The sequence below is a fragment of the Acinetobacter sp. SH024 genome (assembly GCF_000163635.1).
GTDB lineage: Bacteria > Pseudomonadota > Gammaproteobacteria > Pseudomonadales > Moraxellaceae > Acinetobacter > Acinetobacter pittii.
Genome location: NZ_GG753600.1, coordinates 1,291,680 through 1,318,266 on the forward strand (window position 1 = coordinate 1,291,680; position 26,587 = coordinate 1,318,266).

Consider the following 26,587-nt stretch of genomic DNA (forward strand, 5'->3'; position numbering starts at 1 on the left):
TTCTACTTACAGCTGTCTAGGACTTGAATAACAAGTCTCATGCTTTTGAAAATTCGCGTGGCTTATAATCGTAATGAATCAATCACTTCATCAATCCATGGAAGACGCTCCACACATCCGTGTTTTAGATGAGTGGCATGACAAAATTCCAGAAGATCTCTATATACCTCCAGCTGCATTTGAGATTTTGCTCGAGCGGTTTGAAGGTCCATTAGATTTTTTAATTTATCTGATTCAGAAAAACGGTTTCGATTTAATTCAACTCGATATTGCTCCTATAGCGACTCAATATTTGGCCTATATGGATAGCATGAAATCTTTAAATATCGAGTTGACAGCAGATTATATGGTGATGGCTGCTTTATTGGCTGACTTGAAGTCTCGCCTACTTCTACCAAAACCTACAATTATAAGTATTGAAAAAGATCCTAAGCAGGAGCTTATTGATCGTCTTGAAAGCTATCTACGCATTAAGCAAGCAGCTGAGCGTTTAGGTCAAATGCCAATTCTTGAGCGCGATACATTTAGTGCCAATGTAAGCTTAGGGCATATCTCTCCTGTTTATGAAGGTTACGATATCTCAGCGCTACATGATGCGTTGTTCTGTGTATTTAATCGCCCTGAACCTATTACCCATGTTGTCGCTCAAGAACCTGTTTTGCTCGAAGAACGTATTGCATATATTGAAGAGAAATTAGAGTCTGGTGATGTGTTAAGTTTTAAAGAATTACTCAATCCCCAGCAAGGTCGTATGGGAATGGTTGTTACTTTTATGGCAGTTTTAGAATTGACTCGCCAACAGAAAATTAAAATTATTGCCACTGGTATTGAAGCCCCGTTAGCAATTCAAGGATCTTCAATATGAGTAGTTTTGAACAAAATAATAGTGATTTGTCATTAGCTGACATACATCATGAAGTCTTATTACAACTTGAAGCAATTATCTTTGCCAGTGAAGCGCCTGTTTCAATTGCCCGCTTAAAAGAAGCATTTAACAATCAATATAATAAACAACAGCTTCGTCAGCTCTTGCAACAGCTCGCGCTATTACAACATGGTCGATCTATTGAGCTGATTGAAACAGCACAAGGGTTTCGCTTTCAGGTAAGATCTAAATATCGTAGTATTATTGCGCAAATTTGGCCAGAGCGACCAACAAAACTGTCGCCTTCATTACTAGAAACCCTGGCTGTCATTGCTTATCATCAACCGGTTACCCGAGCTGATATTGAACAAATTCGTGGTGTATCTAATAATAGTCAGATTCTTAGAGCACTATTTGACTGGAACTGGATTAAAGAAGCCGGTTTTAGAGATTTACCCGGAAGACCTGCGTTGCTAATTACAACGCCTCAGTTTCTGAATGCTTTTGGTCTAGCCTCTCTAGGCCAATTGCCTCCCCTACAGAACGCCAAGGAAGCCTTTATGGCTCTCGATGCAAATGCACCGAAATCATAAAGAGGTGGACTGTTGATCATTATGTCTAAGGTTGTGCTGTCATGAGTGAAAAATTGCAAAAAGTATTAGCGCGAATCGGATTAGGTTCCCGCCGATATATGGAAGAGGTTATTGCCGCAGGACGCGTGAGTGTAAACGGTCGTGTTGCCCAAGTGGGTGAGCGCATTGAACCAGGCGATGAATTACGCATTGATGGCCGTAAAGTTCAGTTTCAGATTGAAGACGAAATTCGTCGTCGCGTACTGATTTATTATAAACCTGAGGGTGAAATCTGTTCACGTAATGATCCTGAAAAACGCCCAACCGTATTTGATCATTTACCACAAATTGCCAATGACCGCTGGGTAATGGTAGGTCGTCTGGATATTAACAGTACTGGTTTATTACTATTCACAAATGATGGTGAACTTGCTAACCGCTTAATGCACCCATCTAATGAAATCGAACGTGAATATGCTGTTCGAGTAATGGGTGAAGTAACGCCAAAACTACGCCAAAACATGGTCAACGGAGTAGAGCTCGAAGATGGCCCTGCCAAATTCGAATCATTCTCTGAAATTGGTGGTGAAGGTATTAACCGCTGGTACCAAGTTGTAGTAAAAGAAGGTCGTAACCGCGAAGTACGTCGTATTTTTGAATCGCAAGATCTTAAAGTAAGCCGTTTATTACGTACACGCTACGGCACAGTTATTTTACCGCGCGAATTACGTACTGGTCGTTGGATGGAACTCGACAAAACTGACATCGACAACTTAGCCAAATCGGTTGAGTTAAAACCACGTCAAGGTACAGGTTTATTTGGTATGGCAAAACGCCGTACTGATCGTATGACTGAAAAACCAATGGCAGCACGTCGTGGCGGATACTTACGTCAACAACGTCGTGATGATGAAAAAGAAGCTCCTGTTAACACAGGGAACCAACGTAAATCGACTGGTTTTAACCGCGGTTCGAAGAAATTCTAAGCTATTAAAAAGATGTAAAAACCGCTCAAATTTGAGCGGTTTTTTTATAGCCGTTTAACTTAATTCATTTTTGCCAGTTCAATCCATTCAGCTTCGGGAAAATGAATAGCTAAGTAATCTTTCAAATAATTTGAAGTATCTTGAGAAATTAATGGATCTTTTGATTCATCTTTTAGGTTATAAACCAAGGCATGCAACTTCAACCCACGAGACTTAAGCGCTTCAAGACTAAGCAAAGTATGGTTAATACTTCCTAAACGACCAGATGTTACTAAAATAACGGGAAACTGATGCTGAGCAACATAATCAATGGTCAGCAGACTGGTGGTTAATGGCACCATTAAGCCTCCAGCACCTTCCAACAATACGATTTCAAAACGCTCCGCCAATGTTTGGATCGCATCTTCAATTTTTTGAAAATCAATTTCTCGGTTATCAAGACGTGTTGCAAGATGAGGTGAAGCAGGATAACTGAAGATTTCAGGCATGGTTAGCTTGTCATGATCTTCTTGAAACCAGCCCTGTCCCATAATTTCACGATGCTTTTCAATATCCTCAGAAACATCAGCGTTACCTGTTTGAATGAGTTTTTGGGTAATCACTTTTTTACCCTGCTCAGTCCATAATTTTGCTAAGAAACCTGTCGCGTAGGTTTTACCAATTTCGGTATCAATCCCACTCACAAAATAGATCTGACCACTCATTTACTTCACTCTCCGGGCAATACAATAAATCGGATGATATGTTAGGGAATATCCCTCGACACACTTAAACCGATCATAATCTTGATAAAACTGTTGTAAAGTTTGCTTAGTCCAACGATGCTGAGCCGTTGCGGTTACACCTGTTGCTTTTAAATGTTGCAACACAGCTTTAGGTGAATCGAAATAGAGTTGAGTTTCTGATTCTGACAAATGCAAAATCTCAAAACCAGCCTGAGTTAAGGCACTACTCCAATTTTCAACTGACCAGTAACTTAAACCCTGTCCTGTTAATTCTTTAATCTCTAATAAGTTTTTATAGCCAAATGTTGAAAAGCATAACCAACCTCGCTCAGTTAAAGCCTCATTACAACGTTCGAGCAAATGCGGTAAATCTTGCATCCACTGTAAAGCTGAACCTGAAACAATCATATCCAGCTGCTGAGGGAAATCTAAAGTTTCAATATCCCCAATCAACCATTTTAAATTTTCTTGATGACTAAAGTGCTGCTGCACATCTGCATATAGATCATTCAAAATTAACTCTTCAAACTGAAAAGATGTAGCAAGAAGACGAGTTAAATTGCCAGAACCACAACCAATTTCAAAGACACACGACATCGTAGTCGGGCAGAACTGCTGAACTAAACCTGTTAAATTTTGGCAAATCTGTTTTTGAACAATTGCATGCTCTGAATAGCTTTGCCCTGCTTTGGCAAAACGCTGGGCAACTAAGTTTTTATTCAAACTCACAGAAAACTCACCAATTCTTCAAGCTCATGTTGCTGCACCATTGACGTTAAAGAAATACGCAAACGCGAACTGTTTTTAGGTACTGTTGGTGGACGCACAGGCATGGCATAAAAACCACTTGCCTGAACCTGCATCGCTTTATTGATAGCAGCCTGACTTTCTCCAACAATGACTGGAATAATATGGCTGGTGGATGGGCTATCGTAGCCCTTCTGTACAACAGCTTGTTGAAGATATTGGCTAATATTTTTTAAGTGTTCACGTTGAGATTGAGCGAGTAATACTTTCTGAAAAATAAAGTTTGCCCATGCCATAACAATCGGAGGCTGTGCAGTACTAAAAATAAGTGGGCGCATTTTATTAATGAGATAATCTTTAATAATTGGATCGCAAATAATGTAACCACCGACCGCCGCTAATGCTTTACCTAATGTACCAACCAGAAAATCAATTTCCTGAATCACATTATATTGTTCAGCACATCCTAAGCCTTGCTGACCACGAACGCCAATTGAATGCGCTTCATCAACATATAACATAGTTTTAGCAAACCGTTTTTTTAGCTGAACTAAAGCGGCTAAATCCGTCTCATCACCGTCCATACTAAAAATACTTTCTGTGACCACAATGATTCGTTCAATCTTGTCATCATCATGATATTTCTGGAGGAGTTGTTCCAAGTGTTGTAAATCGTTATGTCGATAACGCACATACTGAGCGCCAGATAAACGTATACCGTCAATCATACTGGCATGAACTAACTTATCCGCCAATATTAAAGTTTTACTATCAGCAAGAGCTGGCAAAATACCAATATTCATATGGTAGCCACTATTAAATAATAGTGCCGCGCGACCACCAAATGCTTGGCTTAGGCTATTTTCTAATTGTTCATATTCATCAAAATTGCCCGTTAATAGACGTGAAGATGATGAACTAAAATAGCTACGCTCGATTGGAAAGCTATCTAAAAACTCTTGACGAAGATTGATATCAGCAGCCAACCCAAGATAGTCATTTGAAGCTAAGTTGAGCATCGTTTTATTTTGAATCGTAATAAAACGTCCGTGCTGCACATTTTGGGTAAATTGTCTAAAGTTACCTTGTTGCTTTAACTCATCTAATTCGGCAGAAAAATGATCAAGCAATGACATCTTAATTCGCTCCCTGCATCGTTTGAACAACTTCAACCAATTGTTCGAGCAAATCGCTTAACTCTTGATGCGTGATGACATACGGTGGCATCACATAAACCAATTTTCCAAAAGGACGGATCCAGATTCCGCGGTCTACAAATTGTTGCTGTAAAGTTTTCATATCAACATTAAAGGTGAGTTCTACTACACCAATTGCACCCAGCACTCGCACATCGGCAACATAATCAAGCTGACTTAAAGGCGTTAAATATTGGCTAAGCTGTTGTTCAATTCGCTCAATATTAGCCTGCCAATCTTGCTCAATTAATAATTGGGTACTTTTTAAAGCGACCGCGCAAGCAAGTGGATTGGCCATAAAAGTTGGGCCGTGCATAAATACCCCAGCCTCACCGCGACTAATGGTTTCTGCTACATACTTTGTCGTTAAAGTAGCAGATAACGTCATGTAGCCGCCCGTTAGCCCTTTACCTAGGCACATAATATCTGGCTCAACTTGTGCATGTTCCCAAGCAAAAAGCTTACCTGTACGACCAAAACCAGTGGCAATTTCATCAAAAATTAATAACAGATTATATTGTTCACAAAGTGCTTTCGCCTGACGTAAATATTCAGGATGATAAAAACGCATCCCCCCTGCACCTTGTACAATCGGCTCAATAATCAGTGCAGCAAGGTTTTCATGATTTTGCTGAATAGCTTCTTCTAGCTCGGCAATATCTTCTTGGTTCCACTCTTCATGAAATTTGGTTTGCGGTGCTGCTACAAAAAGACGGTTCGGTAAACTTGTACCAAAAATTTGATGCATGCCTGTCACTGGATCACAAACAGACATCGCATTCCATGTATCACCGTGATAACCAGAACGTGTAGTAATAAAATTTGTTTTTTGCGGTTGGCCTTGTGCTGTCCAGAATTGCACAGCCATTTTCAATGCAACTTCAACGGCAACCGAACCTGAATCTGCATAGAAAATTTTATCGAGACTTGGCGACGTAATTTTTAAAAGAATTTTTCCAAGTTCAATGGCAGGATCATGAGTTAAACCACCAAACATGATATGCGACATGTCCTGTAATTGATCTGTCACTGCCTGATTGAGTTCAGGGTGGTTATAGCCGTGAATTGCACACCACCATGACGACATACCATCAATTAAAGTCTTACCATCATCTAGTTCAATCGTTGCCCCATAGGCACGTTTAACTTTAAACGTTGGTAAAGGTTGGGTCATTGAGGTATATGGATGCCAAATATGTTCCAAATCAAAATTATCGGTCATCCTCTATACCCTTTTACAGCAATTAAATCTTTCATTTAGCACATGTTAAACCTGTTAAGAATGAAAGAAAATTGCGAGATCAACCAAAGCTTATTAACTTTGCTGATGAATTGTTAAAAATTGGCAGATTTCTTCAATTGTTCGATCTACTTCTAGGTATGGAAAAGCATGAGTAGCGCCTTCTAATACTTTATAACTCATGTTTTCTGTCGCGATATCCTTGAAATTTTCACTAATTTTGCAAGGAATGACATTATCTTGCTCGGCAAACACATGAAGCTGCGGACCTAGATAGTTTTTTAAGTTATTTACCAAATTTAGTTGCTCAAGCATTTGCAAACCTTCTGATAGCAATTCACTTGAAGGCGGATTTGCTATGTTTTGCATGCTTATCCAGTCTTGTTTAGCCTGAGATGAACCGAGTGTAATTAAATAATAAAAACGCTTTAAAGTGGCTTGCGGGTTTTGTAAAAAAGAAGTTTTAAATTGACTAAACATATCAGCAGGCATAGCAGTCTGCCAATTATCGTTGGTAACAAAACAAGGATTTGAAGCGAGCGTAATTAAAGTTTTAGTTTGCCCTGTTTGTTCATAAAAAGTATTAACCAGTTGAGTTGCTAACTGTCCACCTAAAGACCAACCTATTACTACATCAACCTCAGCAACTAAATCAAGTTGGGCACAATAGTTAGCATCTAAAATATTAAAAATATTAATAAGTTGTGTTTGATAGCCAGCTTTTTCCAATTGCAATTTAAGGGACTGCAAAGGCTCCACTCCTACTCCCCAACCTGTAATTAATAAAATTTTATTTTGTAACTTCATATGCCTGTCCAAAGCCGATTTTATAAAGATTATATAATAATATCGATTTAAAATATCTTTTAAAATCAATATAAAGAGTAAATTTTAGAGCATAAGATTAAGCATTTATAATGAGTTAATATTCTGAAATATATTGATAAGTAAGACCCGCATTATTCATAGTAAATATACAAAAATTTAATTATCTAAACATTGAAGCCAATCAGAAAACAACATACTCCACACTTCGCCTATAAATCCATTATGCAATGTAATTAATGTTAATACTTATGTTTTTTTATTAAAAAAAATGACTCACCAATTCATTTTAATGTTAGAAGATTAATTATTGATCAAAAAGTATTAGGAAGGCTAATATGAACAGTCAAAACACAATATCTGATGGGAGAGAAAAAAATACATCTTTTGTTACACCCAATGATATTATAAACAACTTATCTTTAGATAAAAATTACTGCTTATTTTTGGATATCGATGGCACACTCGCACCCTTTCAAATTAACCCTGAGCATAGTTTTATTCCACAAACTACATTAGAAATTATAAAAAAAATTACTAAATTAAATATACCTGTTATTGCTGTAACAGGCCGTGATGTAGATACAGCAAGCAAACTACTACATCCTATTGAAGTTCCAATTGCTGGTTTACATGGTTTAGATATTTGTCTTGATTCAGACAACTATATTCGACCAGATTTAAGTCAAATTAATTTTAAAAAATTAAAACAAGATATTCAAAAATCTTGCGAGAAATATCCTGAGTTATTAATTGAGGATAAGAATTATTCTATTGCTTTACATTACCGAAAAAATCCTGATTTAGAAAATCATGCTATTAATATTATGCAACAGATTAGCTCTAATTATCCTCAATTAAAATTAAATAAAGGAAAATTTGTTATTGAGTTAATTCCAAATCAAGCTGATAAAGGTAAAGCAATAAAAACCATATTAAATCATCTTAATTTACCTTCCGTATTACCTATTTTTATAGGCGATGATTTAACAGATGAATCAGGTTTTGTATTTATTAATCAGCAATCTGGCCTCACGATTAAAGTGGGTTCCGGTGAAACACAAGCTAAATATAGATTAAAAGATATTGATAATGTCGCGAATTTTCTTTTTTTATTTCAAAACAAAATAAAAAGCTTATATGTCAAAAATAGCCAAAATCAGAATGGAGAAAAAATATGTCTAAATTAATCGTATTATCGAACCGGATAAGTATGCCATCAGGTAAAGCTTCAGCTGGTGGCCTCGCCGTGGCTGTACAAGACGCTTTGAATGATAGTAATGGTATTTGGTTAGGCTGGAATGGTCAGCAAATTACCGATAGCGAAGCGCCAGAGTTTGAACAAGCCTCTTCTCAAGGGATTGATTACATTACCTGCCCTCTTACTCATCAACAATATGCGCAATATTACTGTGGTTTTGCAAATAAGGTTCTTTGGCCAGCCATGCATAGTCGCGAAGATCTAATTGAATATGATGCGCAAGAATATAGCACCTACCAAAAGGTCAACCGTTTGTTTGCTGAAAAGTTAAAACAGCTTGCTCAACCTGAAGATCTTATTTGGATACACGATTATCACTTTTTTAGTGTAGCGCGTTACTGCCGTGAATTAGGCATGCAAAATAAAATTGGTTTCTTTTTACATATACCATTTGCTAGCCTCAATATCTGGCGCAAAATTCCAGTGGGCCGAGAATTAATTCAAGACTTGAGCCAATATGATGTTATTGGCTTACAAACCCAGATTGACCAAAATACCTGCATGCAGACTTGTCTGAATTTACTCGAAGCTCAAAAAATTCAAAGCAATATTATTAGCTATAAAAAACGTCAAATATTAATTAAATCTTACCCAATTGGTGTTCAGCCTGAACTTATACAAAAGCAAGCTCAACAAGATTTGGCGACCTCTTCGGTGTTTAATTTTGAAGAAATTCCACGTCAAAAAACTATTATTGGAGTTGATCGTATTGATTATTCAAAAGGTTTACTCGAAAGATTTAATGCATTTGCAACCTTTTTGGAAACCAGCCCTGAATATCATGGCTTAGTTCGACATCTTCAAGTGGCGATCCCTTCTCGTACCGATATTCCAGCTTATCAGCGTTTATTCCAACGTTTTAAAACCAAGCTGGAGTTAATTAACGAAGAGTTTGCGCATGAAGACTGGAGACCTGTAGATTGCTGCTATGACACGGTACAACACCATAATCTCATGCACATTTATCGTCATTCAGATATTTGCTGGATCAGTTCACTACGTGATGGGATGAATCTAGTAGCTAAAGAATATATTGCGGCTCAAGACCCAGAAAATCCAGGTGTGCTCATTTTATCTAAATATGCTGGTGCTGCTGAGCAGATGTCTCAAGCCTTGATTGTTGACCCGCAAGATAGAGCGGCAATGATGGATGCTTTAAAAATGGCTTTAGAAATGTCTAAAGCTGAGCGTATTAATCGTTATCAACAATTGATAGAGGGATTAACATCATCTGATCTGACCCATTGGCGAAATAACTTCTTGGATGATTTAGAAAAGACACCAACTTTACTAATGAAGCCTCAGCGATTATTACAAGATAATTATCAATCTATTTATCAGGTTTTATAAATCTAAATAAAAGAACATCGAGAAATTCAATTTCTCGATGTTCGCTATTTGGTGATTATTATTTATAAATTAATTTGTCTTTACTAATGTAAAGCGGTTAAGTAAAGCAATAATAAATAGTAATACAGCGACGCCTGTTAAAACTGTACTTAAACCAGTCCATTCCCCAATTAAACCGATTAAAGCTGGTCCACTTAATGAACCGGTATAGGCAATTGTTGATACTAAAGATAGTGCTGCTGCTTTAGGCATATTGTTTTGTCGACCAACACGAGAAAACATCACGGGTACAATATTAGAACAGCCTAATCCTAACAGTGCATAACCCAATACAACCACTTGCCACACTGGTGCAGTTACAATAACAGTCATACCAATAGCGGCTCCAATTGCACTATAAGTCACAATATTTTTTTCACCCCATTGCTTAAGCAAGATATGACCTGCAAAACGACCAGTCGTCATGCTAAGCGCAAAGAAAGTGTAAGCTAAACCAGCAAAAGCAGGATTAAGCTGATATTTACTTGTTAAATAAATACCACCCCAGTCCATTGCTGCACCTTCTGATAAAAAGGCGATAAAACACATCATACCAATAAGCAGAATAATGCCATCAGGACGATAAAGTTTTTTGGGCGCTTGAGTGGTATCTTCAAGTGGCTTTTCATCCTGTTCAAAAGACGTTAAACAAGATGGAATCGCAACGCCACCAATAACAAGTAAAATCATAACGACTGATAAAGTACTCATTAGAGGTGAAAGCCCTACTGCCAATAATGCTGTCACAAGCATAGCGCCCGTTAAGCCACCAAGACTGCACATTCCATGGAAGCTAGACATAAGAGCTCGCACACTATGTTTTTCAACAACTACTGCTTGTAAATTGATAGCTACTCCAAGACATCCTGCTGCCGATCCAAAAATAAACAATGCTACGGCCATCGTCACAATGCTGCTCCACATCGTAAGGCTAGGCAATAAAACCATTAACAACATCAATGCCAAAGCAATTAACGGACGACATCCCCAGCGCTTTACTAAAGCACCAGTCGCAGGCATAGCAATCATTGACCCGATACCCATACACAGCAAAAGTAAACCAAAATCGGCATGATTTAGGTTTAAACGCTGCTGTGCAAAAGGAATAAGAGGTGCCCAAGCTGCAGTCGCAAAACCTAAGCTAAAAAAGCTTAGTCGTGTTGCAAGACGCTGTGTACTTAGGAGAGTAGCTGTATCTAAAACAGCAGGTTTGGTAAATAACATATTTCGCGAACTCACCATAAAATCATTGGCGATCCATACCAACCGATTTTCCATAGAAAAACCCTTGCCTCATTAAATTTCTAGGCAAGGGTTTTGTTGGCGAAATTATAAACAATTTCATAAAAAAAACAGGGGGTGTGATACAATTTTTCTGACTTTTTTGTAACTGCCAAAGCCTTATATAGTAAGGCTTTGAATATGTTCAATTTGACAAAATCAACATCTAAGTCAAGACTTCATTTTATTAAAATGAGCCAATAAAAAACCCAGCCTGAGCTGGGTCTTTTTATTAAATTTGAGATTGAATATAGTTTTGTAATCCAATCAACTCAATTAAACGTAATTGCTTTTCTAACCAGTATGTATGGTCTTCTTCAGTATCTGATAATTGTTGACGCAACATATCACGGCTAATGTAATCGCCCTTCTCTTCACAAAGTTTGATACCTGTCGCTAACTTTTCACGAACATGATATTCAAGCGCCAAATCAGCTTTTAAACAAGATACAACGTCTGTACCAACATTGATATCTTCACGGTGCATGTTTGGTTTAGCACCTAAAAACAATACACGGCGAATGATCGCATCAGCATGAGAAGCTTCTTCTTGCATCTCATGATCAATACGTTCATAAATTTTATTTAAACCCCAATCTTCATACATACGAGAATGGATTAGATATTGATCACGGGCAGCCAATTCTCCGCCAATGAGCATATTTAAATAGTCTATGACTTCTGGATTGCCACGCATAATAAATCTCCTATCGTATGAGAACTATTATGGGCAATCTTAAAAGTGATTGCAAAACAAAAAATGGTTAAGTTTATGATTTTTATCAAATTAAAATGAGAAACATACGCATTTGCAGTTTAAGTTATTTAAATTTCCTCTGCAAAAAGAAACGCTTGTCCAATTTATAAGTTCAGACAAGCGTTAAAATATGGCTCAAACCATCAATTTATAAATTTGTAACTAAAATCAATGGTTCTTATTTCGGTAGATCTATTCGCTTAAAGTCTGCCCGTAGCTCGCCATAAGTGATAAGAAATCAGTCTCATTCATAACAGCAATACCTAGTTTTGCTGCTTTTTCTAATTTCGAACCAGCCTTCTCACCCGCAACAACACATTTGGTTTTACTCGATACACTACCGCTTACACGCGCACCTAATGCTTGTAGCATTTGAGTTGCCTGATCACGCGTCATTTGCTCTAATGTGCCCGTTAACACCCAGCTTTCGCCATTTAATGGCTGTCGTGTTGGTGCAGTCGGTGCATCCCAATGAATACCCGCAGCAATTAAGCGATCAAGCACTTCAATGTTGTGCGGTGCCAAGAAAAAGTCAGCAATCCATTCTGCAGTAATATCACCAACATCTGGTGTTTTCTTTAAAGCTTCAACATCAGCAGCTTTAAGCGCTTCCAAAGTTTGGAAAGTATTGGCTAACATCCGAGCTGTTGTTTCACCTACTCCACGAATTCCTAAAGCATAAATAAAACGCGCAAGCGTTGTCTTTTTACTAGCTTCAATCGCATCAATCAGATTTTGTACCGATTTTTCGCCCATTTTTTCAATCCCGAGTAAAGTTTCTCGGTGTTCGTGCAAATGGTAAATATCGGCAACATCTTTGAGCAAATCGAGGTGTAATAAAGACTCTACCCAACGATCGCCTAGGCCTTCAATATCCAGAGCTTTACGTGATACGAAGTGACGAATCGCTTCAATACGCTGTGCAGCACAGTACAGTCCACCAGAACAACGTGCTAAAGCTTCCCCTTCAGGCATTACAACTGGTGAAGCACAAACAGGACAGTTTTCAGGTAAATGTACAACTTCGGCATCAACAGGACGGAACTCTGGCCAAACTTTTTCTACTTTAGGAATAACATCGCCTGTACGATAAACACTCACCGTGTCACCAACACGTACATCTAGGCGATGGATCTCACCAATGTTGTGTAAAGTTACATTGGAAACCGTAACTCCCCCTACAAACACAGGGTTTAAACGCGCTACTGGAGTCAAAGTACCTGTACGCCCTACTTGCCAATCAATCTGATCAACCGTAGTTAATGCAGCTTGGGCAGGGAATTTATAAGCAGTTGCCCAACGTGGTTCACGACTTAAAAAACCAAGTTGTTGCTGTTGCTTTAAGTCATCAACCTTTACAACCATCCCATCAATTTCAACTTGTAAATCTGAACGTTCTTGCTGAATTTGCTCATAACGTTGCTGTACTTCTTGAATTGAATTACAAAGATATTGACGTTCAGCAATTTCAAATCCAAGTTTTATGAGCCATTGCAGACTGTCATGCATGGTAGTTAAGCCATGATTAGGTTCACATTGAGCGATGCCGTAAGCATAAAATGCTAAAGGTCGAGCCGCAGCAATATTAGGATCGAGTTGTCTTAAACTACCAGCTGCGGCATTACGCGGGTTTGCAAATGTTTTATCGCCTTTGGCTTCCTGTTCAGCATTGAGTTTTTCAAAACCAGACTTTGGCATAAGTACTTCACCACGAACTTCCAGCAAACGTGGAATTTCAAAGTGATCTGAATGTAACACTTTAGGCAAATTACGAATCGTTTTAATGTTCTGCGTAATGTCCTCCCCAGTTTCTCCGTCACCACGTGTAACGCCACGTATTAACACACCATTTTCATACCAGAGAGAAATCGCAAGACCATCAAGTTTTAGTTCGACTTCGTATTGTATTTTTTGATTAGGCAAACGCTCTTCAACACGACGTGCAAATGCAAACAAGTCTTCCTGATTAAAAACGTTCCCCAAAGAAAGCATCGGAACTACATGAGTCACACTTTGAAATTTAGAGAGTGCTTGTCCACCTACTTTTGTTGTTGGTGAATCTGATTGAACAAGATCAGGATATTGCTCTTCTAAAGCTTTTAACTGGTGAAATAAATGATCATATTCACTGTCCGAGATTGTCGGCTGATCCATGACATAGTAGGCATGGTTATGCTTTGCAATCAGTTGAATAAGCTGACGCATCTGTTCGATCACGGAAGTTGTTGCCATTATGTTATTCACCATAAAAAAGGGTGGAAATTTCTCCACCCTGAGCTGCGACTAGATATGTTGCAATTATCGCAACGAACGTAAAAAATTAAAACTAGGCGGTCGCCTGTGCCGGACGATAATCAATCACATGATGACGCCAATGCTCTTTTAATTGTGGCGTAAATTCAAGATTATTCTCATCGTAAACTTTGCCATCAATTTCGCGAGCAATTAAACCTGCAATACTCGCCATCATGTCAAAACCAGTCACGGCTTTACTGTTTGGAAGGGCAAGGAAAAATGCTAACCCTTGAACTTGTTCAGTAGATAGAGTTTCAAGATCAAAACCAGCTGGTCCATTGTCTGTCATACGCAATACAGAGAACATGAGTACACTCGGCTCATCGGTATTTTCATAACGATGGAAGCAAGACATTTCACCGTAGCGTAAACCATATTTCAACAGCACTTTAAGCGCTTTATCGCCAGACAATGCACGACGAGGGTTTGGATACACATTTAGCGCAATAATCTGTTCAGCCATCGCTAATGCACTTTCATCATCATAACGTTGCTGTTCATGTAAATGCACATCCAGAATATTACTCTCGCCTTCAAACTCAGCAATTTCGGCAGTTTCAATATTCGGGTTTAAACTCAACTCAGGCTCAGTTTTTTCGCTTTCAGCTTCCAGATTTTCTTTTGCTAAAGCTTCAGCTTCCGGTTTAACAGAAACTGTATCAACCAACTCAACTGAACCATCTTTATGAATGGTAGAGCTTGGTACTATTTGTTCAGATTTAATTTCTTCTACAGAAGCGTTTTCAACAACTGCTTGAGTTTGTTCAGTTTGAATTGCTTTAGCGGGTTCTACGGTCTCAATTTCTGACTGTTTTGTTTCAGGTACTTGTGACGGCGCAGCTTCGCTTAAAGTCGGTTCTACTCGCTCTGCACTAGTCACCGCTACAGATTCAGCTTCAGTTTTCTCAAGCTGATCTCTCACGTGCCTAGGTATAACCGGTTGATTACTATCAGGATTAATATGCAAATCACTGTCTAATGAGGGTTCAGCATGGTTTGGCTTTTTTAAAATCATTTTTAAGCCAATTAGCATAATTATAATGGCAACAACGATGCCAATAATCGTATTGATTTCCATTCTATGACTCCGAAACTAACCCGTATTCTTTTGCCTGTTCTAAATCGACAGTGACTAATTTTGATGTACCCGGTTCAGGCATGGTCACACCCAATAAATCAGTTGCCATGGTCATCGCCAGCTTATTATGTGTAATGTAAATGAATTGTACATGTTCAGAAAGTTCTTTTACCAAATTACAATATCTCTGAACATTCGCATCATCAAGTGGTGCGTCCACTTCATCTAGTACACAAAACGGTGCCGGATTTAATCTAAAAATCGCAAATACTAATGCTAACGCTGTTAAAGCCTTTTCTCCACCGGAAAGTAATGCTAGAGAACTATTTTTCTTACCCGGTGGCCTTGCCATCAGTTTAACACCAGATTGCCAGTCATCTTCAAGACTTAAACTCGCCTCACCACCATTAAAAACCTTTGGAAACAGGTTTTGCAACTCTTGATTGATTTGATCAAAAGTTGTCATAAACAGCTTACGGGTTTCCTGGTCAATGCTTTTCATCGCATCTTTTAATTGAGTTACCGTATTTTCCAAATCTTGAATCTGGTGACTCAGCTCATCAAAACGCTGAGAAACTTCTTCAAACTCTTGTGAAGCGGCAAGGTTAACTGCTCCAATTTTTTCAAACTGTTTCTGTACTTTTTCCAGTTTTTGCTGGTGCTCGGCTAAATCTATTTGTAAGCCTTTTTGGAGTTCGGCATTTAGATCTTTAAGCTGCTCTTGATAATGCTCACGATCTGACTTGGCTGCTTGCCATGCCAACCGTTTCGCTTCAAGTTGTTCTCTAAGCTGCTCATCTTTTTGTTGATATTGATGACGCTGATCGGTCAAAGTCTGCTGTTTTTCCTGCACACTATTGAGTTCAAGCTGCCATTCATTCCAGTTCTTTTGCAACTTTTCAGTTTGAGCAAATTGTTGCTGAAACTCTGACTCAAGATTTGGTAACTCCAATTGAATAGGGTCAACAAACTTTTTCGCTTGCTCCATTTGAACATTAATTTGCTGATATTGACTTTGCAAGAATGAGATATCTTTTTCAAGCAACTCAATCTGTTGAGTTGTCTGCGTGCTATTACGGCGTAAAATTTCACGTTCTTGTTGCTGATGTTGCAAGGCTTGTTGCTGCTCGTCTAACTGCTCTGTTAATTCTTCTACCCGAAATTGCAAAGTTTTATAGTCAGGTAAAATGGTTTCGAGCTTAATTGCTAATGCATGCAAATCAATTTCAAGATCATCTTTTTGCATTGCATCTTCTTCAAGCTGCATGTCTAACTGACCAAGTTGATCTTTTAATTGCTGTTTTTGCAGTAAAAATGCTTGTGCTGCGGTTTGTTGCTTGGCAATTTGCACATCAAGCTGTTGTAAGTCTTTTTGCTTTTGTTTCACAACTTGCTGTTTGTGCTGCACACCAGACTGTAATTGCGCTAATTCATCTTTTTGCTGAACTACAATTTCATCTAGTGCTTGTAATTGAGGTTGTTGCTTTTCAAGAGCTTGTTCAATTTCATCTAGACGAATACGGTGGCTCAGCATACCTTGTGCACTTTGACTTTCGTCATCATACATAAGGGCAATCACCCAATCCTGCCCGACATGATAGCCATCTAAAGTCAAAACAGACTGGCCATGTTGCAACTGCTTTTGCTCATTTAAAGCTTGAGTCAAATCTTGTGCAATCGCTACATTTGAAAAGATTGATAGCTGTGGCGATGCAATCCACTCATTCAAACAAGCCAAGTTCCCTTTAAATTTACTTGTTTGCTCTGAAGGTTTTAGCTGGCGAGCAACTCCTTCTTGAAAGACTTGTTCAGTCTCAAGAATATGAGCTTGTAACCATTTTGCTAAAAACTTCTCAACAATCTGCGCATGTGGTTTACCTTGCTCTGTTAACTCTAGAGTCTGCATTAAACGTAGCGTATCTTGATGTTGTTTTGGACTTTGCTTTGCAACAAGCTGGCTTAGGTTTTTCTGCTCTGATAATAAAACTTGGATTTCTGTTTTCAGCGTTTGCTGCTGATTTTTACTTGATTGATATTGCTGTTGAGATTGCTCTAAATGCAGTAATTGCTGCTCAATTTCAGTTTCAAGCATCGAAATTTGACTATGCAACTGTTGTTGCAGTTGCTCAAGCTCACTCTGCTCATCTTCATGAACATGCGATTGAATTTGGTTTGCTTGATGCTGCAAAGTTTCTTTTTGCTGCTCAATGCGCTGAACATTTTTACCCAACTGTTCAATTTGAGCTGACATCTGCATTTTTTGCTGCTGTTGTTTTTCAACTTGAGCTTTTACTTGTTCAAACTGTTGTTGTGCTTGTTTTTGCTGAGATTGTAAATCAGCAAAGTTTTGTTCAGCCTCCGTCGCTGTATGCTCAACTCCAGTTAAAGCTTCTGTTTGTTCTTCTAGCTGATTATTCAGTGTTTCAAGTTGCAATTCAGAAAGCTGTAAACGTTCTTTAGTTTGGAATCTTTGCTGCTCTAACTGAACGAGAGTCGTACTATTTTGCTGGTATAAACTCTGTTTTTGTTCAAGAGTCATTTTAAGTTCAGATAGTTTCTTTTCAGCTTGTTGCCATTCTTGTTGTAGCGGTGAAGATTGCTGAATAAGTCGCTGAAACAAAGCACTGGTTGCTTCTAAATCATGTTCAATCGTGCTTAATTCTGAGCGAACCAATTTAAAGGTTTCACCCAATTCATTCATTTGAACGGTATATTCTTCTTGTAGGCGTACACTTTTCTCTGCCTGAAAAGACAAAATTTCAATTTTGAGCGTACGAATCTGGCTTTCTAAAGTTTTATATTGAACCGCTGCTTCCGACTGACGCTTAAGCGTTTTAAGCTGCGATTTTAACTCTAGTGCAATATCGTCTAAGCGTGAAAGGTTTTGCTCTGTATGTTCAAGATGCTGCAAAGTTTCACGGCGACGAGCCTGATAACGAGAAACGCCCGCGGCTTCCTCAATGAACACACGCATTTCTTCAGGCTTGGCATCAACCAAGCGGTTAATCATGCCTTGCTCAATGACCGCATATGAGCGTGGTCCTAAGCCTGTTCCCAAGAAAATATCTGTAATATCACGGCGGCGACAACGTGTACCATTCAAGAAATATTCTGACTTACCCTCACGGGTCACCTGACGGCGAACAGCTAACTCATTATAAGCATTATATGATCCGCCCAACTTTCCATAAGTATTATCAAAACGTAGCTCAACACTGGCCACACCAACGGGCTTACGTTTGGAAGTCCCCGTAAAAATAACATCTTGCATGCTACCACCACGGAGCTGACGAGCGTTTGACTCCCCCATCACCCAGCGGATCGCATCAATTACATTGGATTTGCCACAACCATTTGGGCCAACCACTGCTGTGCGGTTCGCCTTAAAATTTAAGGTTGTACTATCTGCAAAAGATTTAAAGCCGGAAAGTTTTAAACTGCTTAAACGCATAATGCCCTAACTAGCGGCGTGAGCGTCTTGCCCAAGCCAATTCAATCTGTTTCATTCGTGTCAGCGATTCCAACACAAGGTTACGTAAGTGTCGACAAAAATCTTCCATAAATAAAGCGGCTTGTTGTGATTTTCGGATTAAAATTGCATCAGTCACGAGTTTAAATAATGCAAATGCTTCTTGTAGTTCCCGCTTAGAGGTATTTAAGGTCAAAAAATAACTACGACGTAATGAAGGTAATAACTCTTTATAAAATTTCATTAGATAAGGATTACCCACCATATCTTGCTGTTCAGCTAAATATTGGAAGACCCCATCATAAAATTTTTCGATATCACCTGCTTTGACATGCTCAAGAAGTTGCTCTAATAACAACTGTAATTGATCTGCTTCATGCGCACGCCATGTTTCGCTCATGCGTTGTACAATATGCCCCAATAACATCATATTTGTATCAAACAACGCTTTAACTTGTTGTGCAGACATTTCTGAAACAATTGCCCCACGGCGTGGAAATATCTCAATTAAATGAGTACGCTCTAATAATAACAATGCTTCACGAACTGATCCTCGGCTAACGTCAAGTTCTTTGGCAATACGTAGTTCTTGAATACGTTCGCCTTCTACTAGCTCGCCACTAATGATCTGTTCGCTAATATATTTGACAATTTGCTCAGAAAGACTTTCTGTGTCTTCGAGATTCATAAATCACCCGCTACTTTTTATATGCATTAATCCATGCTTTTCTTTCGCATCCTTGTTTTTAACTGATCCCATCGATTAAAAACTATGTCATTGTCTGACAATTTTATTGCATTTTAAGCCAACTCATTTAAAAACAACACCAAAATCAGATGAATAAAAGATTAGAACGCTCTTATATTTTATAAATAAAAAAAGCTCAAATTCCTAAAAATTCAAGCTTTTACACCACAGTCTTATAAATTTAAGATTTTAGTCTCTAGTGCATAATACCTTTATAAATAAAATAACTGCCTACCACCACTAAGAGGCAAGCAAAGCATTTTTTTAACATCTGCGGCGACAACGCATGAGCAACCTTTGCGCCAAACTTCGCTGTGACAAAACTCATGACACTAATGCCAATAAACGCATAGATATGTACATAACCAATCGTGTTAGGCACTGAGATTTGTTCTTTTGCACCAAACCACATAAAGCCAATCGCTCCAGCAACTGCAATTGGTAAACCGCAAGCGGCAGAAGTCGCGACTGCTTTTTGCATGATCACGCCATGACGGTTTAAATATGGAACGGTTAAACTTCCTCCCCCAATTCCAAAAATTGCAGAGGCAATACCAATGCCACCACCCGCCATGAATTGCATAGGTGTTGAAGGAAGCTGACGATTTGGATCAACAACTACATGTGCTCCTTTAAACATCCTATAGGCCATCACAACTGCAAAAATACCAATAAGAAGTTGCAAATGCTGACCAGACATCAGGTCGGCAATGCCCGCCCCTAAAAATGAGCCGATCACTAACCCAGGCGCTAAATTACGAAAAACAGGCCAAAGTACCGCCCCCTTTTTATGATGAGCTGAAACAGAACTAAAAGACGTTACGATAATAGTTGCAAGCGATGTTCCGACTGCAATATGCATGATTACCGCGGGATCGTAGTGCAATTGGGTAAAAACGACATAGAGGATTGGTACAATAATTAGTCCGCCACCAACTCCAAACAATCCGGCAGTAAAACCAGCAATTGCGCCAATGAGTAAATATATGATTAACTCCATAAATGTTTTACCACTCTGCTCATATTCAACATGGATTTAGAGACTCGCCAACTACAACAACTTTTAAGTGCAAAAAACCAGCTTCCAGAAGTGGTTTTATTAAAAGCAACCACAACTTCGACCAATGATGATATTCGTGAAATTGCCCAAAAAGGCATTACAACGGGCTTGGTTTGCAGTGCTCAACAAACTCAAGGGCGAGGTCAACATCAACGGCAATGGATTTCACCTGAAGGAAACATTTATTTAAGCACATTGGTGCAAACTCGAACACCCTTAGATGGTCGCTTAGCACTTGAAGTTGCTCTGAATATTTTGCAAATCCCCCAGTTACAAGCGCTGAATTTGCAAGTGAAATGGCCAAACGATTTATATAGTGCTCAGGGCAAATGGGGTGGAATTTTAGTCGAACCACTGTCTCAGCATCAGGCTATTGTAGGTGTAGGTATTAATTTAAAAACACCACCAGTGACTGATAGTGATCAGCCAATTACCTCTTTAGAGGATTTAGGTCTAGAGCAAATGGGTCGTCTTGAGTTAATTTCAGAGCTCTATGTTGCCATTCAAAATGCTGCTCGCTGGTTTGATCATGGCTGCTACAATTTAGCGGGACGTTTTAACCATCATGCGGCATGGATTAATCAGCTAGTTCAGTTTGAACATAGTCAGGGACTGGTACATGGCCGTTTCGTTGGAATCTCCAATGAAGGTGCAGTAATTCTTGAAACTCCAGAACCACAGCAGTTTTATCAAGGTCGCCTAAGACCACAAACAACTCAGTAATCAGGTATTTCCCCCATGAAAAGTTTATGGCTTGATATCGGAAACACCCGTTTAAAATACTGGATTACTGAAAATCAGCAAATTATTGAACATGCAGCTGAGCTACATTTACAGTCCCCTGCCGATTTATTACTTGGTTTAATTCAACACTTTAAGCATCAAGGCCTGCATCGAATCGGGATTTCTTCGGTACTCGATACCGAAAATAACCAACGTATTCAGCAGATTTTAAAATGGCTTGAAATTCCAGTAATTTTTGCCAAAGTTCATTCTGAATATGCAGGTTTACAGTGTGGTTATGAAGTCCCGAGTCAGCTCGGAATTGACCGCTGGTTACAAGTACTCGCTGTAGCTCAAGCAGATGAAAACTATTGCATTATTGGTTGCGGAACAGCGCTCACAATTGACCTAACTCAAGGTAAACAGCATTTAGGAGGTTACATCCTGCCTAATTTGTATTTGCAGCGAGATGCTCTTATTCAAAATACCAAGGGTATTAAAATTCCAGACTCCGCTTTTGACAATCTAAATCCGGGTAATAACACTGTAGATGCAGTACATCACGGTATTTTATTAGGCCTGATTAGTACCATTGAAAATATTATGCAGCAATCACCTAAAAAGCTGCTGCTGACTGGTGGTGATGCAAAACTATTTGCCAAGTTCTTACAAAAATATGAGCCTGTGGTGGAAACCGACCTTTTACTCAAAGGACTACAGCAATATATTGCTCATTATCCTAAAGACTAAAATACACAACAAAATAAAAGGCGCTATATGCGCCTTTTATTTTATGGATTTATTTCTTTTGGTCGTTGTTACCAAACAGTGGACCCATTCCGCCACCGCCACCGCCAAATTGCTTTTGCATATTGCCTAATGAACGCATCATTTTGCTCATACCAGATGGATTGGCAAACTTCTTCATCATTTTGGCCATTTGTGCTTGTTGCTTGATAAGTTTATTCACTTCAGCAACATCCATACCACAACCTGCCGCGATACGCTTTTTACGACTTGGGTTCATCAAGTCTGGGTTACGGCGCTCTTTAACAGTCATTGACTGGATAATCGCTTCCATCTTCTTGACTTGTTTTTCAGGGTTCGCTTGCTCAATCGCTTGCTGAATTCCTGCACCGCTCATGCCAGGCAACTTGTCTAAGAAGCCCATCATACCGCCCATTTTTTTCATTTGCTCAAATTGCATCAGCATATCTTCAAAGTTGAAGCTACCGCCTTTTTGCAATTTTTTCGCCATTTTTTCGGCTTTTTCTTTGTCGATTTTACGTTCAACTTCTTCGACTAAAGAAAGTACGTCACCCATGCCTAAAATACGTTGAGCAACACGGTCTGGATGGAATGGTTCTAAAGCGTCAAGCTTCTCACCCATACCCAAGAACTTGATTGGCTTACCAGTAATGGCACGCACAGAAAGCGCTGCACCACCACGTGCATCACCATCAGTTTTAGTAAGAATCACACCGGTAAGTGCTAAAGCATCATTAAATGCTTTTGCTGTATTTGCAGCATCCTGACCTGTCATGGCATCAACCACAAACAAAGTTTCAGTCGGCTTAACTGCTGCATGCAATTCTTTAATTTCATCCATCATGTCTGCATCGACATGTAGACGGCCTGCCGTATCGACAATCAATACATCAGCAAACTGGATTTTTGCCTGTTCAATTGCACGATTAACAATATCAATTGGCTTTTCAGAAGGATCTGAAGGAATAAAGCCTGCACCAACTTCATTTGAAACAGTTTCTAACTGTTTAATCGCTGCCGGACGGTAAACGTCGGCAGAGACAGTCATTACTTTTTTCTTTTGACGTTCTTTTAAGAAACGTGCCAGCTTGGCAGCAGTTGTGGTTTTACCTGCACCTTGTAAACCAGCAAGTAATACTACAACAGGAGGTTTCGCACTTAAATCAAGTGTTTCATTCGCCTCACCCATCATCTTGGTGAGTTCGTCATAAACAATTTTTACAAATGCCTGGCCTGGTGATAACTGAGTCATCACTTCTTGGCCCAATGCCTCTTCCTTAACTTTCGCGATAAATTCACGAGTTACAGGTAACGCGACATCGGCTTCAAGAAGTGCCATACGTACTTCACGTAAGGTATCTTTAATATTGTCTTCGGTCAGCTGCCCTGAGCCAGTAACATTTCTTAAACTCTGTGTGAGTCGTTCTGTTAAGGTATCAAACATTGCAAAATCCGCTTAAAATGGCTAGTTGCAAAAAAATCTTTCTCGAAATAGAAAATTTATGCATAGAATGCTATAGGATACTTTAGTTCGCAGCGAATTTATATCTTATATAGATGAATTAATCCTGAAAAAGGTTTGACATGATTAGCCTCCCCTTGGTTTATACAATTTTGGCACTCATCGCATATACCACTTCTTTCTGGTATCTGTTTATTCGTTTAATGTCAAAACGTGAACCAAACTCATGGTTATTTGCTTTTGTTACTATCTTGGCATTAGTACTGCACGGCACAGTTTTATGCGATGCCATGCTTACACCAGCAGGAATTAACTACGATGTATTTAACCTGATGTCTTTTACATCAGGGCTTATGTTATTGTTAAGCTTAATTTTTAGTACTTTTCGCCCTATTCTGCCATTAAATTTGTTAGGCATTCCTGTCGCAGCTATTGGTCTTATTTTAGGGTTTGCCTTTAGTCGACCAGATCAATTTATTGAACAGCATTCGTTAGGACTTGATACTCATATCATTCTTTCGCTTTCTGCCTATGCAGTTTTACTGATGGCAACCATACATGCGATCTTGATGTGGTTCCAAAATCGTGAACTCAAAAAGAAACAAAAAAAACGTTTCTGGGTCAACTTACTCCCGCCAATTCAAGCGATGGAATCTTTATTATTTGACCTAATCATTACAGGTTTCATTTTATTAACGATTGCGCTTACATTTGGTTTTTTAACAATTGATAGCTTCTTTGCTCAGCATCTCGCTCATAAAACCGTATTTAGTATTATTTCTTGGTTTATCTATGGCTCATTACTGATCGGCCATTACAAACTTGGCTGGAGAGGCCAAAAAGCAATTCGTTTTACCTTAATGGGTTTTGTACTTTTAGCGATTGGATTTATCGGCAGTAAATTTGTACTTGAGATGATTTTAGGGCGCTAGAGAAATTATAATTTAATCGATACTAGACAGCGTTATGCATATCCCGTATAACGCTGTTTTCGTTTTACTCAGGTGACACAGACTGTGAAACTCATACTCGCTCCAATGGAAGGTTTAACTGACCCGATCATGCGGGATACACTCACATCTGTTGGTGATTTCGACTGGTGTGTGACCGAATTTATTCGCGTTACAGACAGTATTTTGCCAGACCACATCTATTATAGTTTTTGTCCTGAACTAAAAAATGATGGTAAAACAGCAGCCGGTACCCCTGTTCATGTTCAGTTCCTAGGTAATAATCCAGATATGCTGGCAGCAAATGCAGCAAAAGTTGTTGAATTGGGTGCACCTGCAATCGACCTTAATTTCGGTTGTCCTGCAAAAACCGTTAATCGACATCGTGGTGGTTCAGTCCTTCTTGATGAACCAGACGTGGTACATCTGCTGATTAAAGCAGTGAGAGATGCTGTACCTGCTCATATTCCTGTTTCAGCAAAAATGCGTTTAGGTTACCTCGATGAAAACCATACAATGGAAAATGCCCACGCTGTCGAAGATGCAGGTGCAAGCTGGTTAACTGTACACGCTCGAACTAAAGCAGATGGCTATACACCACCAGCTTATTGGGAAAAAATTCTACCTATTAAAGAAGCTTTAAAAATTAATGTCATTGCTAACGGTGAAATCTGGACCAATGCTGATGCTAGAGCCTGTCAGCAACAATCTGGCTGTGAAGACTTAATGATTGGCCGTGGTGCGGTAACGACTCCAGATTTAACCCAATGCATTCGCCAAAATATGGATGAAGCATTATTTAGTTGGGAACAACTCGTTGACTTACAAATTCGCTTTTTAAACGGTCAAGCAAAAACAGAAATTGGGATGGTTGGTCGTTATAAGCAGTGGTTAGGCATGATGACCAAAGCCTATCCTCAAGCGAAAGAATTATGGGATCAGGTGAAACGTATTAAAGCTTTAGATGAAATTGTTCAACAATTAGAACACACCAGATCAGATACTATTTAACTCGGCATAGCCTTTAAAAAAAAGAGGGCGATTGTTTTCACAACTGCCCTCTTTCGTATTTCAGGTTAAGCTATTATTCTTTTTTAAAAGCCGCTTACTTTCATTTTAAAGTCAGTTACAGAAACGCCAGTAACACCAAAACTCCCCATAGAACCATTAGGTAAATTATTAAACGTTGTTGTATTTTGAGTACCCATATTCCCTAAAGTGACATTATTAAGTGAAGCATCAAATTTACTAGATGCGCCTGTATTCCCAAAAGTTAATCCAGTTGGATCAACTCCTGCATAAAAACCATCTAATACAAAACCAGTTGAGGTATTTGTTCCTGCAAACTTAAACCCAAATGTAGCACCCGTATTATCGGACACTAAAGTAATTGGACAACCCGTAGCAGCAGAACAAATAGATTGAATTGCCCCACCAAATTTAACCATGACGGACTGCGCAGCATGGCCCAGTTGAATATTTAAACGAGGTTTATTGGCTTGTACAAAGTTAATATCTAGATTTCCAGTAGAGCGAATGATTTCTTTTACACCCGTATTTACTGTCGTTCCCGAACTAAAAATTGATTTTGGTGCATAACTTGTTAATGCATAATCGGATGGGCTAGATAAAGATGTACTTGGGGCTAAATAAACTGAAAAAGGTAGAAGTCGAATTCCGTTTACATCATTCCCCATAGATATAGCTAAATTTAAAAAAGGATTTCCCCCCCAGCATCGGTATCCATTGCAATATTAAAAGAAGGATTACCCGATACAGCGGCTTTAATAAACTCTATACCAGAAACTGGATTAGTAGAGTTTCCAGCAATAACAAAACCAGCCTTGCTGTTATAAGAAGTTGAAGCAATACCGTTAGTATCAATGAGTGCGACTTGATTAAATTTAACTTTATCGGCCTGAATTCCTAAAGTTAAACCATTTTGGCCCGTCGTTGCTGCAAGGCTTTGATCATCCAAAGGTTGCATTGCAAAAACACTTGAACTACTGACAAGTAGCAGCCAAAATCCTATATTTTTATTCTTCATGTCGCTCTAATCCTTAAGAGACAAACGCTTATTATTTGTTCAGACTATCAGAATAATATTCAAGTACAAAGCAATTATCTCTATAACCCGACGAATGCAAATCCAATCACACTAAAATAAAATTTATATAAAAAAGTGACGAT

22 protein-coding genes and 1 pseudogene are annotated in these 26,587 nt (G+C 38.9%); 9 read left to right on the top strand and 14 right to left on the bottom strand.

Translation table 11 applies throughout. The features are described from left to right. Positions 1–73: 73 nt before the first annotated feature. The 3 genes from HMPREF0013_RS11945 to rluB are packed head-to-tail and all read left to right on the top strand — an operon-like array spanning position 74 to position 2,423. Positions 74–865 (top strand): segregation and condensation protein A, encoded by a 792-nt coding sequence (locus HMPREF0013_RS11945; protein ID WP_005803227.1) that lies wholly within the window; start codon positions 74–76, stop codon positions 863–865. After that, positions 862–1,458, top strand: coding sequence for an SMC-Scp complex subunit ScpB (scpB, locus tag HMPREF0013_RS11950; protein WP_005803228.1), 597 nt, complete (start codon positions 862–864; stop codon positions 1,456–1,458). The genes HMPREF0013_RS11945 and scpB overlap by 4 nt, the downstream gene beginning before the upstream one ends. A gap of 41 nt (positions 1,459–1,499) precedes the next feature. Then, positions 1,500–2,423 (top strand): 23S rRNA pseudouridine(2605) synthase RluB, encoded by a 924-nt coding sequence (gene rluB, locus HMPREF0013_RS11955; protein WP_002120431.1) that lies wholly within the window; start codon positions 1,500–1,502, stop codon positions 2,421–2,423. A gap of 59 nt (positions 2,424–2,482) precedes the next feature. On the opposite strand, the gene bioD is transcribed toward rluB, so the two are convergent. The 5 genes from bioD to HMPREF0013_RS11980 all read right to left on the bottom strand — a co-directional run bounded on the left by bioD (position 2,483) and on the right by HMPREF0013_RS11980 (position 7,138). After that, positions 2,483–3,127 carry a dethiobiotin synthase gene (gene bioD / locus HMPREF0013_RS11960; RefSeq protein WP_005803230.1) on the bottom strand — a complete coding sequence of 215 codons (645 nt, stop codon included), beginning with the start codon at positions 3,125–3,127 and terminating at the stop codon, positions 2,483–2,485. Then, complete coding sequence (gene bioC / locus HMPREF0013_RS11965; RefSeq protein ID WP_005803231.1) at positions 3,128–3,877, bottom strand: malonyl-ACP O-methyltransferase BioC; 750 nt, start codon at positions 3,875–3,877, stop codon at positions 3,128–3,130. Beyond that, positions 3,874–5,031: an 8-amino-7-oxononanoate synthase gene (locus tag HMPREF0013_RS11970; RefSeq protein ID WP_005803232.1), complete on the bottom strand. Its 1,158-nt coding sequence runs from the start codon at positions 5,029–5,031 to the stop codon at positions 3,874–3,876. Before HMPREF0013_RS11970 ends, bioC begins: the two co-directional genes overlap by 4 nt. A gap of 1 nt (position 5,032) precedes the next feature. After that, positions 5,033–6,313: an adenosylmethionine--8-amino-7-oxononanoate transaminase gene (gene bioA, locus HMPREF0013_RS11975; RefSeq protein WP_005803233.1), complete on the bottom strand. Its 1,281-nt coding sequence runs from the start codon at positions 6,311–6,313 to the stop codon at positions 5,033–5,035. A gap of 93 nt (positions 6,314–6,406) precedes the next feature. Continuing rightward, positions 6,407–7,138: an alpha/beta fold hydrolase gene (locus HMPREF0013_RS11980; protein ID WP_005803235.1), complete on the bottom strand. Its 732-nt coding sequence runs from the start codon at positions 7,136–7,138 to the stop codon at positions 6,407–6,409. 356 nt (positions 7,139–7,494) lie between these two features. Here HMPREF0013_RS11980 and otsB point away from each other — a divergent pair, with 356 nt between their 5' ends. Together otsB and HMPREF0013_RS11990 are read left to right on the top strand one after the other, a co-directional pair. Then, the gene (gene otsB / locus HMPREF0013_RS11985) at positions 7,495–8,346 is read left to right on the top strand and encodes a trehalose-phosphatase (RefSeq protein ID WP_005803236.1); all 852 of its coding nucleotides are present in this window, start codon (positions 7,495–7,497) and stop codon (positions 8,344–8,346) included. Then, positions 8,334–9,767 carry an alpha,alpha-trehalose-phosphate synthase (UDP-forming) gene (locus HMPREF0013_RS11990; protein ID WP_005803237.1) on the top strand — a complete coding sequence of 478 codons (1,434 nt, stop codon included), beginning with the start codon at positions 8,334–8,336 and terminating at the stop codon, positions 9,765–9,767. The genes otsB and HMPREF0013_RS11990 overlap by 13 nt, the downstream gene beginning before the upstream one ends. Positions 9,768–9,836: 69 nt before the next feature. On the opposite strand, the gene HMPREF0013_RS11995 is transcribed toward HMPREF0013_RS11990, so the two are convergent. The 7 genes from HMPREF0013_RS11995 to HMPREF0013_RS12025 form a co-directional block, all read right to left on the bottom strand. Continuing rightward, on the bottom strand, positions 9,837–11,030 hold the full coding sequence (locus tag HMPREF0013_RS11995; protein ID WP_023187685.1) for an MFS transporter: 1,194 nt from the start codon (positions 11,028–11,030) through the stop codon (positions 9,837–9,839). A 289-nt stretch (positions 11,031–11,319) separates the two neighbouring features. Then, positions 11,320–11,784: a heteropolymeric bacterioferritin subunit Ftn gene (gene ftn, locus HMPREF0013_RS12000; RefSeq protein WP_001214863.1), complete on the bottom strand. Its 465-nt coding sequence runs from the start codon at positions 11,782–11,784 to the stop codon at positions 11,320–11,322. Positions 11,785–12,036: 252 nt separating this feature from the next. Continuing rightward, a complete protein-coding gene (gene ligA, locus HMPREF0013_RS12005; protein WP_005803240.1) occupies positions 12,037–14,076 on the bottom strand; it encodes an NAD-dependent DNA ligase LigA in 2,040 nt (679 codons plus the stop codon). 94 nt (positions 14,077–14,170) lie between these two features. Beyond that, a complete protein-coding gene (locus HMPREF0013_RS12010; RefSeq protein ID WP_005803241.1) occupies positions 14,171–15,217 on the bottom strand; it encodes a cell division protein ZipA C-terminal FtsZ-binding domain-containing protein in 1,047 nt (348 codons plus the stop codon). A gap of 1 nt (position 15,218) precedes the next feature. After that, the gene (gene smc, locus HMPREF0013_RS12015) at positions 15,219–18,668 is read right to left on the bottom strand and encodes a chromosome segregation protein SMC (protein WP_005803242.1); all 3,450 of its coding nucleotides are present in this window, start codon (positions 18,666–18,668) and stop codon (positions 15,219–15,221) included. Positions 18,669–18,678: 10 nt separating this feature from the next. Beyond that, the gene (locus HMPREF0013_RS12020; protein ID WP_002120391.1) at positions 18,679–19,374 is read right to left on the bottom strand and encodes a GntR family transcriptional regulator; all 696 of its coding nucleotides are present in this window, start codon (positions 19,372–19,374) and stop codon (positions 18,679–18,681) included. A gap of 256 nt (positions 19,375–19,630) precedes the next feature. Further along, the gene (locus HMPREF0013_RS12025; protein ID WP_005803243.1) at positions 19,631–20,434 is read right to left on the bottom strand and encodes a sulfite exporter TauE/SafE family protein; all 804 of its coding nucleotides are present in this window, start codon (positions 20,432–20,434) and stop codon (positions 19,631–19,633) included. A 30-nt stretch (positions 20,435–20,464) separates the two neighbouring features. Between HMPREF0013_RS12025 and HMPREF0013_RS12030 the strand changes: the two genes are divergently transcribed. Together HMPREF0013_RS12030 and HMPREF0013_RS12035 are read left to right on the top strand one after the other, a co-directional pair. After that, positions 20,465–21,217, top strand: coding sequence for a biotin--[acetyl-CoA-carboxylase] ligase (locus tag HMPREF0013_RS12030; RefSeq protein WP_019767930.1), 753 nt, complete (start codon positions 20,465–20,467; stop codon positions 21,215–21,217). Between the two features lie 15 nt (positions 21,218–21,232). Beyond that, positions 21,233–21,967 carry a pantothenate kinase gene (locus HMPREF0013_RS12035; protein WP_005803245.1) on the top strand — a complete coding sequence of 245 codons (735 nt, stop codon included), beginning with the start codon at positions 21,233–21,235 and terminating at the stop codon, positions 21,965–21,967. Positions 21,968–22,016: 49 nt separating this feature from the next. On the opposite strand, the gene ffh is transcribed toward HMPREF0013_RS12035, so the two are convergent. Then, positions 22,017–23,429 (bottom strand): signal recognition particle protein, encoded by a 1,413-nt coding sequence (gene ffh, locus HMPREF0013_RS12040; protein ID WP_002120334.1) that lies wholly within the window; start codon positions 23,427–23,429, stop codon positions 22,017–22,019. 140 nt (positions 23,430–23,569) lie between these two features. On the opposite strand from ffh, the gene HMPREF0013_RS12045 reads away from it, so the two are divergent. Further along, positions 23,570–24,379, top strand: a complete 810-nt coding sequence (locus HMPREF0013_RS12045) for a cytochrome C assembly family protein (RefSeq protein WP_002120294.1) — start codon at positions 23,570–23,572, stop codon at positions 24,377–24,379. 84 nt (positions 24,380–24,463) lie between these two features. Continuing rightward, entirely contained in the window at positions 24,464–25,408 is a 945-nt protein-coding gene (locus HMPREF0013_RS12050) for a tRNA dihydrouridine synthase (RefSeq protein WP_025464116.1), read from the top strand. 83 nt (positions 25,409–25,491) lie between these two features. Here the strand turns inward: HMPREF0013_RS12050 and HMPREF0013_RS12055 are convergent. Next, a pseudogene (locus HMPREF0013_RS12055) lies at positions 25,492–26,444 on the bottom strand (DUF6160 family protein). Positions 26,445–26,587: the final 143 nt, after the last annotated feature.